Annotated in this window: 18 protein-coding genes; 9 read left to right on the forward strand and 9 right to left on the reverse strand. The window is 64.5% G+C overall.

What is annotated here, in order from left to right:
• Nucleotides 1-16 precede the first annotated feature (16 nt).
• From ABDW31_RS16945 to ABDW31_RS16965, 5 genes are all read right to left on the reverse strand, one after another.
• Nucleotides 17-280 (reverse strand): hypothetical protein, encoded by a 264-nt coding sequence (locus ABDW31_RS16945; RefSeq protein WP_184719097.1) that lies wholly within the window; start codon nucleotides 278-280, stop codon nucleotides 17-19.
• Nucleotides 281-329: 49 nt separating this feature from the next.
• Complete coding sequence (locus tag ABDW31_RS16950) at nucleotides 330-662, reverse strand: DUF3768 domain-containing protein (protein ID WP_184719095.1); 333 nt, start codon at nucleotides 660-662, stop codon at nucleotides 330-332.
• Between the two features lie 534 nt (nucleotides 663-1196).
• A complete protein-coding gene (gene arsC, locus ABDW31_RS16955; RefSeq protein WP_184719093.1) occupies nucleotides 1197-1610 on the reverse strand; it encodes an arsenate reductase (glutaredoxin) in 414 nt (137 codons plus the stop codon).
• Nucleotides 1607-2281 carry an MIP/aquaporin family protein gene (locus ABDW31_RS16960; protein ID WP_184719091.1) on the reverse strand — a complete coding sequence of 225 codons (675 nt, stop codon included), beginning with the start codon at nucleotides 2279-2281 and terminating at the stop codon, nucleotides 1607-1609. Before ABDW31_RS16960 ends, arsC begins: the two co-directional genes overlap by 4 nt.
• Before the next feature lie 2 nt (nucleotides 2282-2283).
• Nucleotides 2284-2640 carry a helix-turn-helix domain-containing protein gene (locus tag ABDW31_RS16965; RefSeq protein ID WP_184719089.1) on the reverse strand — a complete coding sequence of 119 codons (357 nt, stop codon included), beginning with the start codon at nucleotides 2638-2640 and terminating at the stop codon, nucleotides 2284-2286.
• A gap of 54 nt (nucleotides 2641-2694) precedes the next feature.
• Here ABDW31_RS16965 and arsH point away from each other — a divergent pair, with 54 nt between their 5' ends.
• The gene (gene arsH, locus ABDW31_RS16970) at nucleotides 2695-3426 is read left to right on the forward strand and encodes an arsenical resistance protein ArsH (RefSeq protein WP_184719087.1); all 732 of its coding nucleotides are present in this window, start codon (nucleotides 2695-2697) and stop codon (nucleotides 3424-3426) included.
• Nucleotides 3427-3537: 111 nt separating this feature from the next.
• Here the strand turns inward: arsH and ABDW31_RS16975 are convergent, their stop codons facing one another.
• Nucleotides 3538-4215, reverse strand: coding sequence for a GntR family transcriptional regulator (locus ABDW31_RS16975; RefSeq protein WP_184719078.1), 678 nt, complete (start codon nucleotides 4213-4215; stop codon nucleotides 3538-3540).
• Between the two features lie 144 nt (nucleotides 4216-4359).
• Here ABDW31_RS16975 and ribD point away from each other — a divergent pair, with 144 nt between their 5' ends.
• The 6 genes from ribD to ABDW31_RS17005 all read left to right on the forward strand — a co-directional run bounded on the left by ribD (nucleotide 4360) and on the right by ABDW31_RS17005 (nucleotide 8586).
• Complete coding sequence (gene ribD / locus ABDW31_RS16980) at nucleotides 4360-5325, forward strand: bifunctional diaminohydroxyphosphoribosylaminopyrimidine deaminase/5-amino-6-(5-phosphoribosylamino)uracil reductase RibD (RefSeq protein WP_184719077.1); 966 nt, start codon at nucleotides 4360-4362, stop codon at nucleotides 5323-5325.
• A 13-nt stretch (nucleotides 5326-5338) separates the two neighbouring features.
• Entirely contained in the window at nucleotides 5339-5953 is a 615-nt protein-coding gene (locus ABDW31_RS16985) for a riboflavin synthase (RefSeq protein WP_184719076.1), read from the forward strand.
• Nucleotides 5929-7152 carry a 3,4-dihydroxy-2-butanone-4-phosphate synthase gene (ribB, locus tag ABDW31_RS16990; RefSeq protein WP_343699141.1) on the forward strand — a complete coding sequence of 408 codons (1224 nt, stop codon included), beginning with the start codon at nucleotides 5929-5931 and terminating at the stop codon, nucleotides 7150-7152. Before ABDW31_RS16985 ends, ribB begins: the two co-directional genes overlap by 25 nt.
• On the forward strand, nucleotides 7149-7652 hold the full coding sequence (ribH, locus tag ABDW31_RS16995) for a 6,7-dimethyl-8-ribityllumazine synthase (protein ID WP_184719074.1): 504 nt from the start codon (nucleotides 7149-7151) through the stop codon (nucleotides 7650-7652). The genes ribB and ribH overlap by 4 nt, the downstream gene beginning before the upstream one ends.
• A 177-nt stretch (nucleotides 7653-7829) precedes the next feature.
• On the forward strand, nucleotides 7830-8123 hold the full coding sequence (locus ABDW31_RS17000; RefSeq protein ID WP_184719073.1) for an AlpA family phage regulatory protein: 294 nt from the start codon (nucleotides 7830-7832) through the stop codon (nucleotides 8121-8123).
• A 307-nt stretch (nucleotides 8124-8430) separates the two neighbouring features.
• A complete protein-coding gene (locus tag ABDW31_RS17005; RefSeq protein ID WP_172274710.1) occupies nucleotides 8431-8586 on the forward strand; it encodes a hypothetical protein in 156 nt (51 codons plus the stop codon).
• Nucleotides 8587-8591: 5 nt separating this feature from the next.
• Here the strand turns inward: ABDW31_RS17005 and ABDW31_RS17010 are convergent, their stop codons facing one another.
• Together ABDW31_RS17010 and ABDW31_RS17015 are read right to left on the reverse strand one after the other, a co-directional pair.
• Nucleotides 8592-10412, reverse strand: coding sequence for a hypothetical protein (locus tag ABDW31_RS17010; RefSeq protein WP_184719072.1), 1821 nt, complete (start codon nucleotides 10410-10412; stop codon nucleotides 8592-8594).
• 55 nt (nucleotides 10413-10467) lie between these two features.
• Complete coding sequence (locus ABDW31_RS17015) at nucleotides 10468-11724, reverse strand: tyrosine-type recombinase/integrase (RefSeq protein WP_343699142.1); 1257 nt, start codon at nucleotides 11722-11724, stop codon at nucleotides 10468-10470.
• Between the two features lie 415 nt (nucleotides 11725-12139).
• On the opposite strand from ABDW31_RS17015, the gene ABDW31_RS17020 reads away from it, so the two are divergent.
• On the forward strand, nucleotides 12140-12904 hold the full coding sequence (locus ABDW31_RS17020; protein ID WP_343699143.1) for a histidine phosphatase family protein: 765 nt from the start codon (nucleotides 12140-12142) through the stop codon (nucleotides 12902-12904).
• The gene (locus ABDW31_RS17025) at nucleotides 12901-13746 is read left to right on the forward strand and encodes an NAD(P)H-hydrate dehydratase (RefSeq protein WP_343699144.1); all 846 of its coding nucleotides are present in this window, start codon (nucleotides 12901-12903) and stop codon (nucleotides 13744-13746) included. The genes ABDW31_RS17020 and ABDW31_RS17025 overlap by 4 nt, the downstream gene beginning before the upstream one ends.
• Here ABDW31_RS17025 and ABDW31_RS17030 read toward each other — a convergent pair.
• Entirely contained in the window at nucleotides 13743-15695 is a 1953-nt protein-coding gene (locus ABDW31_RS17030) for a glycoside hydrolase family 65 protein (protein ID WP_343699145.1), read from the reverse strand. The genes ABDW31_RS17025 and ABDW31_RS17030 overlap by 4 nt on opposite strands.
• Nucleotides 15696-15718: the final 23 nt, after the last annotated feature.

A 15718-nucleotide genomic window follows, 5' to 3' on the forward strand; every position in this document is an offset into this window, starting at 1 on the left:
TAGGAGGGATCATTACTCAAGGTAGAAATTCTGCAAGAGCAACCATTGGTTTGTCATAAAGAATTTTTGAGAAATCGTGGAGTTTTTTAGGGGGTATCGTGATGGAGAATTCGGGCGCGGAAAACGCCTCGAACGCCATCAAAGCGCTATCGGCCGACATGCCCCAGCGTCCCATGGCCTCGTCCCGATCAGCGGATCGCCTCCCACCGCCCAGTTCTGATTGCCAAAAAGGCGGGCCGATCCCGAAAGATCGGCCCCCCTTCACCAGCGTCGCTGGCATCGCGCCAGGGTCCGCCGCCGCCCCGATAGAGCGCAGCCGCGCCCAGGCCTTAGTATTCTTCGGCCAGCATCAAGGTCAGGACCCGCTTTGTGACGGCCGGATCAGCCGGATCGGGCGAGGCCAGGGTCATGTCGAGATCGTAGTAGTCGATCGTCCAGAGGAGCCGCTGCCCATCAGCCTCGAAGGCGCCGAAGTCGCGCTCGCCATGAGGGTCGTTGTCGGCGTTGAACTCGCAGAAGGCGCTGACCAGGGCGAAGGCGACGGCCTGTTTGGCGAACGGCATGGCGCGCACGCCAGGGGTCAGCATCCAACGGGCGCCCGGCTCGGCGCGCAGGGCGTCGTTAAGGGCCGCGATTGCGGCGACATGTTCAGCTTCGGTCATCTTGGTCTCCAGTTCAGGGTCCGGGGTCAGGGCGAAAAGCTCGCCTGACCCCGACGCCCGTCGGCGAGACCGGGTGTGCAAACGGAGGGGCGCCTTCGCGGGGCCCCGGCTGCAGGGCGCGCCCTGTCGCCCTACCCGCCTGTCATGACGCCCGAAGCTGGGCGGAAGGCGATCCGAAGTGCGCCGAGGGCGGAGCCCTAAGCCACGCGGCCGAGAAGCGGACGCCCTGTAACAATGAAGCCTGCACAGGAGCCCGCGCACCGCGCGTGGTGGGAAGCGGCGTTGAGGGCCCGGCGGCAGGCCAAAGCCTGCCCGCAGGGTCGCGCCCGTAGGAGCAGCGAAAGCTGCGGGACCGAGCGTGACCGCCGGGCGCTCTCGATTTCGGGTGAAGCTGGGCGCGCAAGCGCCCGGCGAGAACCCTGTTCTCCGACATCGGTTGGAGGCTCGCCGCCTAAGCAGACATCGCGGCGAAGCGGACAATAGGTCCGCTAAGGGTGGAAAGCGGCCATTGGCCTCCCACCCGGAACTAGACGATCAGAGCTTCACGACCTCGCCGTCTTCCTTTGTGAAGCTCTCAGGCTTTCGATCCAGCAGATCGAGCACGCCCTCCGATGGACGGCAGAGCTTCACGCCTTTCGGCGTGACGACAATTGGCCGATTGACCAGGATCGGGTGCTCGATCATGGCGTCGAGGATACTGTTCTCGCTCACGCCGTCGGCCAGAAGGCCCAGCTCTTGGGCGGGCGTTCCCTTTTCGCGCATGAGCTGGCGGAAGGTCAGTCCCGCTTCGCTGGCTAGCTCCCGAAGTTGCTCGTGGGTCCAGCCAGCCTCCAGGTACTCGACGACCTTCGGCGCGTAGCCAGCAGCCTCAACCATGGCGACGGTGTTGCGCGAGGTGCCGCAGGCCGGATTGTGGAAGATGGTGATCGGGAAGTCGGCGTGGCTCATGAGGTCCTTTCCGTTTTGAGAAGCCAGGCGAAGACGCCCGCCGCGAGCAGCGCGCCGACGATCTGGGCCAGAATGAAGGTTGGCGCGCTGGAGGGCGCAATGCCTGCGAAGGTGTCCGAGAGGCTCCGCGCGATCGTCACCGCCGGATTGGCGAAAGACGTCGAGGCCGTGAACCAGTAGGCGGCAGTGATGTAGAGACCGACGGCCATCGGCGTGCTCTCGGACCGGAAACGAACCGTTCCCAGGATCGTCGCGATCAGGCCGAATGTCGCAACGGCCTCGGAAAAGGCCTGGGCGCCACCAGCCCTCAGCTTGGTCGAGACCTGGAGGACCGGCTCGCCGAACATGGCGTGGGCGGCCCAGACGCCCAGCACTGCGCCCGCAATCTGGGCGACCGAATAGGCCAGCGCCAGCCGCCAAGGCAGATCCCGCCGCAGGGCCGCGACCAGGGTCACCGCCGGATTGAAATGGGCGCCCGAGATCGGGCCGAACACCCCGATCAACACGACCAGGGCCGCGCCGGTCGCCAGGGTATTGCCCAGCAGGGCGATGGCCACGTTCCCGCCAGCGAGGCGCTCGCCCATGATCCCAGAGCCGATCACCACGGCCAACAGCAGCGCCGTGCCCAGTCCTTCGGCGACAAGCCGACGAGACGTGCTGAAGGCATCCATGATCAGCAGGTCGAGTCGGGGGCGCAGGCCTTCGCGCGGGCCAGGATCGAGTCCAGAGGCGCGCAGATTTCAGGCGCGCCATTGCAGCAGTCCTCCATCAGGAAGCCCAGCATCCCGCTCATGGCGTCATAGTCCGCCGAGTAGATGATCGAGCGTCCCTCCCGGCGCGAAGCGATCAGGCCGGCATGGGACAGGACATTGAGATTTGCCGACAGGCTATTGGGCAGCACATCGAGCGTTCGCGCGATCTCGCCCGCCGCGATCCCCTCCGGGCCAGCCTTCACCAGCAGGCGGAAGATCGCCAGGCGTCCCTCGTGACCGAGTGCGGAGAGCATGTTGACAGCGGCCTTTGTTTCCATATTTCCAATATGCTCGAATTATTCGACAGTTCAATGACCACGTTGGAGTCGCCTGTGACCGAGTTCCCCGCCCTCGACGCCAAGTTCCTCGCCCAGGTCGATCAGGGAAGGCTGGAGGTTGCCGCGCCGGCCCAGCATCCGCCACGCATCCTGCTGCTCTACGGGTCGCTGCGGGAGCGCTCGTTCAGCCGGCTGCTCGTCGAGGAGGCCGCGCGCATCCTTCAAGCCCTAGGCTGCGAGATCCGCGTCTTCGATCCCCGCGACCTGCCGTTGCCCGACGCCACCGGCCCTGATCATCCCAAGGTCCAGGAACTGCGGGCCCTGTCGCAATGGTCAGAGGGGCAGGTCTGGTGCAGCCCGGAACGCCATGGCGCGATCTCCGGGATCATGAAGGCTCAGATCGACTGGATCCCACTGGAGATCGGCAGCGTCCGCCCCACGCAGGGCAAGACACTCGCCGTCATGCAGGTCAGCGGCGGCTCGCAGTCGTTCAACGCGGTCAACACACTGCGCCTGCTGGGCCGCTGGATGCGGATGATCACCATCCCCAACCAGTCGTCCGTGGCCATGGCCTACAAGGAATTCGACGAGAACGACCGGATGAAGCCGTCCAGCTACTACGACCGCGTCGTGGACGTGATGGAAGAGCTAGTGAAGTTCACTCTGCTGACCCGCGACCGGGCCGACTACCTCGTTGATCGCTACAGTGAACGCAAAGCCGGCGGGCTTATCCCGGAGCACCTGGCGCTCGGCGCGGAGGCTATGAGGCACGAGGCAGCCAGCTAGCCGACCTTCCGAAAGTCTCGGAGGGGTCGTTAGGAGACGTTAGCGCATCTCCGGAAGTCTGCCTTTGCTTGGCTGCGCGCCGAAAACAACCGACTAGTGAAAGCAGCGCCTTTACTCGGAGCGCCAAGCGCCCGGCGGGAGGCCGATCAGTTGCTCGCAAAGGGCCTCGGCGCGAACGACGTCGCGCGCGGCGATCGCGTCCGCCATCCGCCTGTGCAGGCCTACATCGACCAATTGCGCCTCGGGCGTCTGCTGCTCCATCTGCCAGACCCAGAAGCGGGTGGCGGTGTTCTGCAGGCTGACGACGAAGCGGGCCAGCGTCGAGTTCTGACCGGCAAAGGCGACCGCGCGGTGAAACGCCAGATCCATGGCCAGCATGGCCCTAAAGTCGCCTGCGGCGATGGCGTCCTCGGCCCCGTCGAAGGCGCCCAGGATGCCGGGCAGGTCATCCTCGCGACGGTTGCGTGCCGCGAGACCTACGGCCTTGGCCTCCAGCATGCGCCGGACCTGGAAGGCGTGCTCGATCTCGGCGAGGTCCAGGGGCGCGACGACGGTGCCGACGCGCGGCCGACGCACGACTAGCCCTTCTATCGCTAGACGCCCTAGGGCGTCACGCACCCCAGCCACGCCGCCAGCATAGCGGACGGCCAGCGCCCTCTCCTCCAGGACCTGCATGGGGGCGAGATCGCCCAAGAGGATATCCTGCAGGATCGCCTCGTAGAGTCGGGCCTTCTGGAGCCCCGGCGACCATGCGCCATGCGGCTGCACGCTGTTGCGCGGCCCCTTCATCGTGGCGCTCGGACATCGTCAATCATACGGGGCAGTTAAGCCATAACGGCGCGATCGTCATTCCCAATGCCGCCTAACATGTTAGGCGCGAGATTGGCGATGCTTGCTTGAGACGCGGCCGATCCCGTCATTAGTAGACGGCCCATGACGGCCCCCTCCCCGACCCCAGCTCAGATCGCGACCGGCTTCCGGCTAGCCCTGGACGCCGCCGACCGCTTCACCGGCGCCACCGCGCCCAACCCGCCGGTGGGCTGCGCCTTGTTGGCGGCGGACGGGATGGTGCTGGCAGTCGCCGCTCACGAGGCCGCAGGGCGGCCCCACGCCGAAGGCGCTGCACTGGCCTCTTGCCACGCCAAAGGACGCTTCGACGCCGTTCATACGCTGGTCGTCTCCCTGGAGCCCTGCACGCACCGCGGCCGCACCCCGCCCTGCGCCGAGGCGATCCTGGCCAGCCCCACTCGGGCGGTGTGGTACGGGGCGACCGACCCAAACCCGACGGCCGCCGGCGGAGCGGCGAGGCTGGAGGCCATGGGCGTGGCCACCCGTCCAATCACCGACCTCGATCACCGCGACGCACGCGCACTTGCCGCCAGAGCCTCCCGCCTCATCGCGCCCTTCGCCACCCGCCTGACCAAGGCGCGGCCATGGCTGACGATCAAGCAGGCCCTGGACGCTGAGGGCTCGATGCTGCCGCCGGCCGGCGCCAAGACCTTCACGAACGAGACTTCGCTGACCCTGGCCCACGACCTGCGCCGACGGGCCGACGCAGTGATCACCGGTTCGGGCACGATCCTGGCCGACGCGCCGCTCTTCACCGTCCGGCACGTCAAGGATCCGCGCCGTCAGTCGCGCCGCCTGGCCATCCTCGATCGTCGCGGGCGCACCGCCCCGGCCTATCTCGACGCGGCGCGGGAGCGAGGCTTTGTCCCCAGCCTGCACGGCGACATGTCCGAAATGCTGGCCGCCCTGGCCGAGGACGGGGTCATGGAGGCCCTGGTCGAGTGCGGTCCCACCCTGCTGTCCGCTTTTCTGGAGGCCGGCCTGTGGGACGAGCACGTGATCATTCGCCAGCGCGCGGGCGGCGACACCGTCAGCCGCCGGCTGGCCTAAAGGGGGAGAGCCGATGTTTTCCGGAATCATCGAGCGCCTGGGCGAGGTGACGGCTGTCGAGCCGGTGGCCAACGGGGCCATGCGCCTGACCTTACAGACGGCGTTTCCTGATCTAGCCCTGGGCGAAAGCTTGGCGGTCAACGGCGCCTGCATGACCATCGTCGCCAGCGACGAGACCGGTGACGCTGAGGTGTTCGTCAGCGCCGAAAGCCTCGCGCGCACCAACCTCAAGACTCTTGCGGTCGGCGACATCGTCAACCTGGAGCGGGCTGTCACCCTGGCCACGCGGCTGTCGGGACACCTCGTACAGGGCCATGTCGATGGCGAGGCCCGCTTGGCCTCGGCCGTCCAAGAGGATGGAGCCAGGAAAGTCCGCTTCGACCTGCCGGCGTCACTGGCCCCTTACTGCGTCGAGAAGGGCTCCATCGCCCTGAATGGCGTCAGCCTGACACTCAATTCTGTTGAGCCGGTCGATGCTGGCCGCTTCGCCGTCGGGATCACTCTGATCCCCCACACCTGGACCCACACCAACCTGCAGCACGCCCGCGTCAGCGACCCGATCAATGTCGAGGTCGACGTGCTGGCCAAATATGTGGAGCGGCTATGCCACGCCTCCCTGAACGCCTGAACGTCGCCATCGAACGCCTGAAGACCGGCGGCATGATCATTCTCGTTGATGACGAGGACCGCGAGAACGAGGGCGACCTTGTTCTGGCCGCCCAGTTCGCTGACGCGAATACGGTGGCCTTCATGGCCAAGCAGGCCAGCGGCCTGATCTGCCTGGCCATGGACGCTCCGACCATTGACCAGCTGGGCCTTCCACCCATGGTCGCCGATAACCGCACCCGTCGCGGCACGGCCTTCACCGTCTCGATCGAGGCGGCCGAAGGGATCCATACCGGGATCTCGGCTGCCGACCGCGCGCGGACCATCCAGGCGGCGGTCGCGGCAAACGCCAATCCGACCGATCTGGTCTCACCCGGCCACGTCTTCCCGCTGCGCGCCGTACCCGGCGGGGTGTTGGCGCGAGCCGGCCACACCGAGGCCTCGGTGGAACTGGCGCGTATGGCGGGCCTGACGCCAGCGGCGGTGATCTGCGAGGTCATGAACGACGACGGGACGATGGCGCGGGGCGACGACCTGACCATCTTTTCCACCCGCCATGACCTGCCGATTCTCAGCATCGCCGAACTGCGCGCTTTTCTGATCGCCATCGATCCGCCGGTCGAAGCGGTAGGCGCCGCCAAGCTTCCCACCCGCCACGGGACCTTCGAGGTCCAGGCCTTTCGAAGCCGCCTAGAGGGCGGCGAACACCTAGCCCTCGTGCGCGGCCCCCTCACCGGCACGCCACTGGTACGGGTGCATTCCGAATGCCTGACCGGCGACGCTCTAGGGTCGCGCCGCTGTGACTGCGGGGCCCAGTTGGACGCAGCGCTGGCGGCGATCGCCGCGTCGGATAACGGCGTGTTGGTCAATGTGCGCGGTCATGAGGGGCGCGGCATCGGTCTGGCCAACAAGATTGCTGCCTATGCCTTGCAGGACCGGGGGCTGGACACCGTGGAGGCCAACCACGCCCTGGGCTTCGCCGACGACGCGCGTGACTACGCCGCCGCCGCCGACATCTTGCGATCGCTGGGTGCCGACAAGGTCCGGCTACTCAGCAACAACCCGCGCAAGGTCACAGCGCTGGAAGACCTGGGCATTACGGTACGCGAGATCCTGCCGCTGGTTGCCCCGCCCGATCCGCACCGCGCTGACTATTTGGCTACCAAGCGCGCCAAGCTGGGCCACCGCCTTTCCCTGCCGCCTTCCCGGATCTCCGCATGACCGCTCCGCGCTTCGCCATCGCCATCAGCCGCTTCAACCCTGAGGTCACCGGCGGCCTGCTGGCTGGCGCCCTGGCCGAGTTCGCCGAACACGGCGCACCAGTCGAAGAGGCCGACATCTTCGAAGCCCCCGGAGCCTTCGAGCTGCCGCTGATCGCCCAGACTCTGGCACGCACGGGCCGATATGCCGGGGTCGCCTGTTTAGGCTGTGTCATCAAGGGCGACACTGCGCACTTCGAATTCATCAGTGCTGGCGCTGCCTGGGGCCTGGTCAGCGCTAGCCTGGCGACGGAGACGCCAATCGCCTTCGGCGTGCTGACGACCTACACCGACCAACAGGCGGAGACTCGCTCCCGCGACGACGCCGGCAACAAGGGCCGCGAGGCAGCAGCAGCATGCGTGGAAACGGCCGCGTCGCTTAGGCGGATAGCCCATCAGCAGTCTAGCGGAACGTCCGACAAGGTTCGATGCCGGCCGTGGTCATCAACGACCGTTACCTGATCTTTGGCGGCCACCCAGCCAAGTACTTTAAACAGGCCCTTCGCCAGATCGCGGCCGAGGCCTGACGACCCGAAGGCCCGTCGAATGCCTGTCTTTCTACGCCAGGCCCCGCCCCGGCGGGCCTGACGCTTGCGGGCCTATCGGCTGCGGTGGCTACTGATGGCGAAGGAGTACGCCATGCCGCAGAATACCGTGTCGCCTTCTCGCTCGCTCGGCTCTATGCCCACCACCCGCGCCATCCGTCGACCGGAACTGCGCAAAATGGTGCCTCTGGCCGACACCACGATCTACGAAATGGAAAAGCGCGGGGAATTCCCCCGCCGCTTTCCTCTCACCCGCCGCTGCGTGGTGTGGGATTTGGGCGAGATCGAAACCTGGCTGGCCCAGCGCAAAAAGGCCGCCCACGACTCGGCAGAGCCCGCCGAGGGCCCTGACGTGCGTGCACGCCGCACGCGTCCTGTTCACCGGTAGATCAGAACGAGGCCCTCGCCAGCGATGTCGACACGGTCGCCATGTACGCTTCGACGCCGGTTCGAAATTGCCGCGAACTTCTTCGTCGTTGGCCACGAACTATTTTCGCCAGGGTTTTGATACGAAATTTGAAACCGATTTAATGCGTGTTCCGACACCAACTTGGATTATGTACGCAACATCCAACGTGAACATCGCGTTGGATGTTTGGTCGCTCTTGTACGTCGTGACACGAGGGGCCAAATTAGTATCGTCTTCAACGTTGGAATTCACAGTGTGATTCCATCACGGGATTGAGGAGCCAAACATGTTGGAATATGGCGACGCATTCCTTGAACAAAATCGCGAAGCCCTGAAGGCTCTCGAAGCGATGTCGCCTGCCGCCTTCGCCGTGGCCGCCGAAATGGCGCCCCACCAAGCTGAGGTCGTCGACGAAGACGAAGAAGAGCTTGTAGCCGCGTAACGCGGCTACAGCCCACCAGGCCACTCTCCCGCGAGAATATCGACATCGGGCGTGGCCGTCACCGGTACAATACCGGTCAGCCGCCAGGACTGCGCGTTGCTGTTGAGGCGTCCATCGAGACTGCGTTCGCTGACGGCGCCCGGCTGAAGGGTAAGGCATAAGCCGTGCGCCCCGTCGGGCAGCGATAATTCTTCGGTGCGACCCGAGTCGTCCCGCCACAATGCAATTTTGTCCGAAGCCGGGAAGCGCTTGGTGGCGTTGGACCTGGCGATCAGGCCCTTCGACGTCACCGACAGCACTGACGAACCCGGATCCTCGGCGAGAACCGTGGCGTAACGCGCTGGCCAGCGATCCTTCAATTGCGGTCCGTCCATCAGGAGCGCGATCAACAGATTGGGACCCACGCCCCGGACCAGCTCTTGGCAAGGGTCATTGCGCGCGAGGTCCTCGCAAATCAAGGTCGTGACCGTAGCACCGCCGCGCAGCACGAAGACGTCGAGGCTGCGGCTGAGAATGTCGATCTTCTCCCACCAGCCTGAATTGGCGTCGAGGGCGGAGCCCAAGGCGTAGGCGTCGATCTGCGACTTCTCTATGCGCCACCGATGGTGCTTTTCGCGGGTAGCGATGTCGAACTTCTTCTTGCCCTTTGCGTCCTCGTCCAAGCGCGCCATCGCCGCGAAGTTGCCCTCGCGGTATCCGCCCGTCGGGTCTCGCGCGTCGAACAGTCCTGCCACCAAGAGTTCCAATCCCGGCCGCTGCTGGAGTTCGAGGCAAAGCTTCTGAAACACCTCGTAGCTCAGCGCAGCTTCTGGGAAGACAAGGCCATGAACAGTGCCCACGTCGCGCGCGGCTTCGTCGAGCACATCGGTCACGAACTTCAGAAACGGCTCAAACCCATCCCTGAAGGCCTTACCCTTCTTCGCTCCACTCGCTGGACACCAATGGGACTTGATGTGGAACCATCCCCAAGTGGCGTCCGTCGCCGGTGTCCCCCTGAAAGCCTCGGCCCTCACCTTGAACGGCGAGGGAATGATCACGAGGTTGAACGGCGCGTTGGCGACGGTCGCGCTCTCGCCGCTGATCTGCGGGGCCGGACTCCAATAGGCGCGCGCCAAGCCCCGCGAAGGCAACAGCGCCAGATGATGCGAGAGCGAGCGCAATGTGCAACCGACCTTCGGTGTACGGCTCTTGGGCAGGACGCAGATGTGGTCGGGGTCGGCGCTCGACAGCGTGTAGACCTTGCGATTGGCGGCGATCTCTTTGCGCATCTGCACGTCGGCGGTGAACGCCTGGGCGTTGGACGCACTGGCCTCAAACCCGACATTGGCCGCGGCTTCATCGGCGATCGCCAAAAGCGCGACGCATGCGGGCCACCACGGTCGCGGCTTGGCCGACGGCAGCTTTTCCCGGAAGAGGTCGTTGCGGAACCACTCTTTGAGCTCATCCCACGCCGCGATGAGTTCGGGCGGTGGAGGCGGAACGACACCCCCAGTCGCTTCTCGCCACTGACGTCCGGCTGCTTTCCAAGCATCTCGTTGAGCGGCCGTAACGGTGATCATCCTGGGGCTAGCAGCCCCACCGACTTCGGGACTGACATGATGGTAGCCACCACTTTTGAGAAGTAGGAAGCCGGCGATCGCGAAGAGGTCCACCGCCAAATAGGGCGGGTTCTCAAAGGTCTTGTGCAGCTTCGGAGGCAGCCGCTTCGTGTCCGTGAGCTCAAGGCGCGTCTGATAGCCCTTGTGGTCGAGGTAACCCCTTGGAAAGAGACTCCTGAGCGCGTCCCGAAGCGTATAGGCCGCCGTTTTTTTGATCGTGACGCTCAACGCAATCTCCGTACGCGGTCACCAACTGCGAAGCTGAACTGCCAGTTGTAGCCGATCATGCCGCCGGGTCCAGAACGACCCCATGGGTCACGGAGGGCTGAAGGGTGGGCGTGTACTTCTCCCCCGCCACCCAGGCATCGATCATGTTGGCCCATTCCTGCAGCATATGGATCCGAGCGTGGGCGTATTCGGCCACGTTGTAGACCCTCCGCGAGGTCCTGCGGTCTACGTGGGCCAGACACTTCTCGACCCAGTCGGCGTCGAACCCCACGTCGTTCAGCAGCGTCGAGCCCGTCCTACGTAGGTCGTGGACGGTGAAGGCCTCAAGGCGTTGCTGGTTTTGCTTTGCCCGTTCGGTGATGGCCGTGGTCACTCGATTGAACGTCGCGCGCGACATCGGCTGGTCGGCCTCGTACCGCGACGGCAGGAGGTAAGGAGAGTTCCCGGCGCAGGTGCGTAACGCGATCATGATGTCGAGCGCTTGGCGCGAGAGGTAGATATTGTGGGGCCGGCCGCACTTCATGCGCTCGGCGGGGATGCGCCAGATGGCGTTGGCGAAGTCGACTTCGTCCCAGGTAGCGAAAGTCAACTCGCTCTTCCGGACCAGCGTGAGCAGGATCAGCTTCATGCCCAGCCGGATGGTAGGCAGGGTCGGCACCTGCTCCAGCAGCGGATAGAACAAGCGGATTTCGCGCGGCGACAAGGAGCGTTCGCGGGGAACGAACCTGGCGATCGAGGCCGGGGCCACATCGGTGGCGGGATTGTCCACCTTCTCGCCGTAGAGGCGGGCATAGGCGAAGACGAGCTTCATCTGCTCGCGCACGTGGATCGCTGTGGCCGGCGCATCGCGCGCGACGATCTTCTCGCAGACCAGCCGGATGTCCTGCGGCTCGATCTCGATTAGTAGGCGGTTTTCGAAGATGGCCTTGATGTCTCGCTCGTAGATGCTCCTGCGCATGGCGCGGGTGCTGTCGGCCATCGGCGCTTTCTCGAGCCACTTCTCGGCCCATTCCCCGTAGGTCTTGGCGTCATTCACCCTGGCCTTGGTCCGCTGCTTCTCGATCATAGGCGAACGGCCCTCGCGGACCGTGGCCCGCGCCGCCATTCCCAGCTCTCGGGCGCGCACCAGATTGATGCCGTCCGCGCCGTATCGACCCAGCGTCAGGCTCTCGCGCCGGCCGTTCAGGCGGTAGTCGAGGCGGAAGGAAATCGCCCCCGTGGTGGAGACCGTGACGTAAATGCCGTCACGGTCAGCGACCTTGTACAGTTTCTGCTTAGGTTTCAGAGATTTGAGTTTGCTTTCAGTCAGCATGGACGGTCCTCTGAGCCCCCTGAAAAGCGCTTGAAAGCGAGCGAAAATGCCGTCAGGCCACTTTGGCCTGCCGAGATCGATCTTTCGACAACGATTTCAGAGAGTTAAGTTGAGAAAAAATGCCGTCACGACGTGATTGGCTGACGGTATAACCGCTAAGGTCAATTGGACAACCCCAGCGCAACGCCGTCGCCCGTGCCGACAAACGAAAAGAGCGCTGGCGATTGCCAGCGCTCCTAAACGAATGAAAACACTTTTTATTTCAGAAACTTACGCCGTATTTTCAATCACAGCCGAACGCTCCTGAAAGACGCCCCGTCACTCCAGAACATCAAGATGGGTCAAAATGCTCTCCTGACGCCAACATTGAAAGCGGAACCTAGAACCAAGTCGGTACATCGCGAGTTCTTGGGTCATGGAACAGCGCTGGCCCACCCGGTTATGGATCGTTCGCCACGGACAGAGCGCGGGGAACGTCGCCCGCGACGCCGCTGACGCGGCCGGTCTCCCTCGCATCGATATCGCCGATCGCGATATGGACGTCCCCCTCAGTGACTTGGGGCACGAGCAAGCCCACGCGCTCGGCAGATGGTTCGCCAGACTTCCGGCTGACGAAAGGCCACGGACCGTCATGTCGTCGCCGTATCTGCGCGCGGTTCAGACGAGCCAAGCGGTGCGCGAGGTCGGAGGATTAATCGAGCCCGACCGAAAGTTTTGCGCCGATGAGCGCCTGCGCGAGAAAGAGTTCGGAATCCTCGATCGTCTCACCCGCCATGGCATCGAGACGCAGTTTCCCGAACAGGCTGAGTTTCGGCGCCTGCTGGGCAAGTTCTATCATCGCCCCCCAGGCGGTGAGAGCTGGTGCGACGTCGTACTTCGCCTGCGCAGCCTGCTGGACACCTTGAGCCTCCATCATGGCGGCGACCGTGTCCTGATCATCGCGCACCAGGTCGTGGTGCTCTGTATGCGCTACCTGCTGGAAGGCTTAAGCGAAGAGCAGATTCTTGCGATCGATCGAGAAGCCGATATCGCCAACTGCGGGGTCACCGAATATCGGTTCGATCCGGCGAGCGGTCCCCACGGTGAACTTGTCCTCCACCGGTATAACTTCACCGCTCCGCTGGAAGACGAGGCCGCGCCGGTCACGGCGGCGCCAGATGCCAACGTTGCCGCCCGATGAGCGAATTCGAAATCCTCGACGCATCTTGGATGCGGGGCCATCCCCTCCCCGACCCTGGCGATCAAGGCAAGCACGGGCGAGGCCAAGTCCTAGTTGTCGGTGGAGAGGCTGAACTCGCCGGGGCGGCGATGTTGGCGGGAGTAGCAGCTCTGCGTTCGGGCGCTGGAAAGCTGCAGGTCGCGGTCGCGAGCGACGCGGTGGCCGTTTTGAGCGTGGCCCTTCCCGAAGCCCGTGTCTTAGCATTGCCGAAGGACCAAGCCGATGGCGCCGCCGATCTTGTGACTCAACACGCCTCGCGTTGCGACGCGCTGTTGATCGGCCCCGGCATGATCGACGATAGCAAAGGGAGGGCAGCAGCTCTTCTATCTCTCGGGACAGGACGGCCGACCATTGTCGATGCCGGCGCGCTTCGCGCCGTTCCAAATGCCAGGCCGCAGCAAGGCCTCGTTCTCACGCCCAACGCTGGCGAGATGGCCGCCCTGCTGAATGAGGAGAAGGCCGCGATCGACGCTGACCCCCTCGCGGCTGGCCATCGCGCCGCTCAACGGTTCAAGGCCGTGGTGGTGGTGAAAGGCGCGATTTCATTTGTTGTCGGCCCCGATGGCGCCGCCGCGCGCTACGCGGGCGGAGGTCCGGGCCTAGGGGTCTCGGGCTCCGGCGACGTGCTGGGCGGACTGATCACAGGTCTCCTGGCGCGCGGAGCGGACCCGTTCCTAGCCTCGGCCTGGGGCGTATTCGTCCACGGCGAAAGCGGCGCGCAGCTCGCTGCGAAGGTCGGTAAGCTTGGTTATCTCGCGCGTGAGATAGCCGATGAAGCCCCTTCCATCCTATCCAGCTTTTAGACCTCGGCATCGGTGAGGCGTGCTCTCTCGCCGTGGCGCGCCGCGAGCTTCATCGCTCGCCCGTGAATCCAGATCCGGTCTACCTCGATTGCTTCCCACCCCTCAGGCAGAACGACGTCGGCGCGGGCCCACCCGTCGGCTGTATTCTCCGCAGGCTCCAATCGAGGAAACCCGAGCAGGAGGCTGCTGAGGAAGCCCCCCATATTGGCGAAGAACGGACCGGCTTTGGGTTGCTCAGGAAAGCGATCCGGCCGGTACTCCATAATCTGGCTGAAACGTCCGGTCTCGAACTTGGCGTAACCGTCTTCAAGGAGCTGCAAGGACAGCGCGCGATCACCAGTACGAGCGCCCCATGCTCCGTAGAGCGCCGAAAGCATGGGGCTACCCAAATAGTCGTCGGCTTGTTCGAGGTAGAAGGCCAAGGTGGCTTGCTCCTCCTGCGACGTCAGTTCGAATCCGAACGGCCACAGACCCATCAAGGGGTCGGGCGTTGCTCCCTTTTCCTCGGTCTTTCGGTATGCGTCGTGAGAGACAATGATGTGGCCTCGTTTCGGCACGACCATGCCGTCGGCAATGTCTCGCCATGCCGGATCAATGTGTCGGCCGAGCCGCTCGCCACAACGGATTGCGTCCTTGAGAACGACGACGGCGGCCATATTGGTGAAAGCGGCGTTGTCTGCAGGCATCTTGCGTTCCGCGATCCCCATCGAGCTACGGATCTCATAGCCGGCCTCGGTGCGGTGGACGCGTGAGACAATCCACTCGGCCACGGCCGACAGCACCGGCCAGGCTTTCTCGCGCCGGAACTCGGCTTGACCTGTCACATCGGCGAAAAGCGCAAAGGCTCGCGCCACGTCCAGAGAGCCGTGATCCTCATGCCAAGCTGCTGTCCCTGGTAGAGGCGCGGCTTCCTCTCCTGAGGCTGAGCTTTCCCAGGGAAATTGAGCGCCCAGGCGGCCCATCATCTTGGCGTTGTCGCGGGCCCGATCAAGGTTTCGAAAGCGATAGTCCAGGAGACTGGCGGCGGCCTGTGGCTGGACGAAGGTAAGCACGGGCGCGGCGAAGGCTTCGATGTCCCACATCACGTGGCCGTAGTAGTAGTGGTAGTCCCGCCAAGTCGCGAGGCCGAAGATCGAGGTCGACGCGCACGAGGATGGATGCACCGAGCTGTTCAAGTAAAAGAACGCCGCATCCGCCAGGGCCTGCCAGCGCGGCTCGGCGCCAACAAGCCTGATACGGCCCTTCCAGAGCTCGTCCCAGGCGGCACGGTTTTCCTCCCGCAGAGCCTCGAAGCCGTCGAACTTCGCCTTAGCGACCAGCCGTGCCGCCTGCTCTTCGGGACATGAATGTAGAGCGCTAGCAACAAGGCTGGTGACCTGGACGAGCCGATACGTTGAGCCGGCCCGAGCCTTGAATTTGTAGACGCTGAAGAGGCCGCCCCCGTCCAAGGCCGGATGCGCAGGTTCGATCCGGTCGACGCCCGATCCAGACAGCGCGCTGAAATATCCCAAGCCGACGCGACTGAGGCTGCCAGCTGACTCCCACAAAAGACCGCCATCACTGTGCCAGACGCCCTCCCCCGGCGTTTGACGCAAGGATCGCAAGGCGCGCCCAGCGATGCCTGACGTTGAAATTCCGACCCGCAGTTGGACCTCGCAGGTTTGCTCGGCCTGCAAGGTGATCTCCTGGCAGACCAGGGTCGGATCTTCCCGGCTGGCGAACGTCAGGACTGAACAACGCAGGCGTCGATCGTTCGCGGCGAAAGCAAAGCGGCTCGTCAGTTCGCCGGCTGAGAAGTTGTAGCGCTGCTCCCCATCGCCTTCGTGGCCAATGTCCGAGAGCCAGACACCATCAATCGCCAGGTCAGCGGCGAGCGGATAGGGCGCGAGGGCCGCAGCTTCGATTAGGCGTTCGGGATCCTCGCCGGTGTAGCCGTTGACCAACGCCATGCCCGGCTCTAGCGGCTGGCTCC

This window comes from Caulobacter sp. (assembly GCF_039596335.1).
GTDB lineage: Bacteria > Pseudomonadota > Alphaproteobacteria > Caulobacterales > Caulobacteraceae > Caulobacter.

Bases quoted from the DNA above. Each gene is read 5' to 3' on its own strand.
- ABDW31_RS16945 (WP_184719097.1), bottom strand. From the start codon at position 280: ATGCCAGCGACGCTGGTGAAGGGGGGCCGATCTTTCGGGATCGGCCCG.
- ABDW31_RS16950 (WP_184719095.1), bottom strand. From the start codon at position 662: ATGACCGAAGCTGAACATGTCGCCGCAATCGCGGCCCTTAACGACGCC.
- arsC (WP_184719093.1), bottom strand. From the start codon at position 1,610: ATGAGCCACGCCGACTTCCCGATCACCATCTTCCACAATCCGGCCTGC.
- ABDW31_RS16960 (WP_184719091.1), bottom strand. From the start codon at position 2,281: ATGGATGCCTTCAGCACGTCTCGTCGGCTTGTCGCCGAAGGACTGGGC.
- ABDW31_RS16965 (WP_184719089.1), bottom strand. From the start codon at position 2,640: ATGGAAACAAAGGCCGCTGTCAACATGCTCTCCGCACTCGGTCACGAG.
- ABDW31_RS16975 (WP_184719078.1), bottom strand. From the start codon at position 4,215: ATGAAGGGGCCGCGCAACAGCGTGCAGCCGCATGGCGCATGGTCGCCG.
- ribD (WP_184719077.1), top strand. From the start codon at position 4,360: ATGACGGCCCCCTCCCCGACCCCAGCTCAGATCGCGACCGGCTTCCGG.
- ABDW31_RS16985 (WP_184719076.1), top strand. From the start codon at position 5,339: ATGTTTTCCGGAATCATCGAGCGCCTGGGCGAGGTGACGGCTGTCGAG.
- ribB (WP_343699141.1), top strand. From the start codon at position 5,929: ATGCCACGCCTCCCTGAACGCCTGAACGTCGCCATCGAACGCCTGAAG.
- ribH (WP_184719074.1), top strand. From the start codon at position 7,149: ATGACCGCTCCGCGCTTCGCCATCGCCATCAGCCGCTTCAACCCTGAG.
- ABDW31_RS17000 (WP_184719073.1), top strand. From the start codon at position 7,830: ATGCCGCAGAATACCGTGTCGCCTTCTCGCTCGCTCGGCTCTATGCCC.
- ABDW31_RS17005 (WP_172274710.1), top strand. From the start codon at position 8,431: ATGTTGGAATATGGCGACGCATTCCTTGAACAAAATCGCGAAGCCCTG.
- ABDW31_RS17015 (WP_343699142.1), bottom strand. From the start codon at position 11,724: ATGCTGACTGAAAGCAAACTCAAATCTCTGAAACCTAAGCAGAAACTG.
- ABDW31_RS17020 (WP_343699143.1), top strand. From the start codon at position 12,140: ATGGAACAGCGCTGGCCCACCCGGTTATGGATCGTTCGCCACGGACAG.
- ABDW31_RS17025 (WP_343699144.1), top strand. From the start codon at position 12,901: ATGAGCGAATTCGAAATCCTCGACGCATCTTGGATGCGGGGCCATCCC.
- ABDW31_RS17030 (WP_343699145.1), bottom strand. From the start codon at position 15,695: ATGGCGTTGGTCAACGGCTACACCGGCGAGGATCCCGAACGCCTAATC.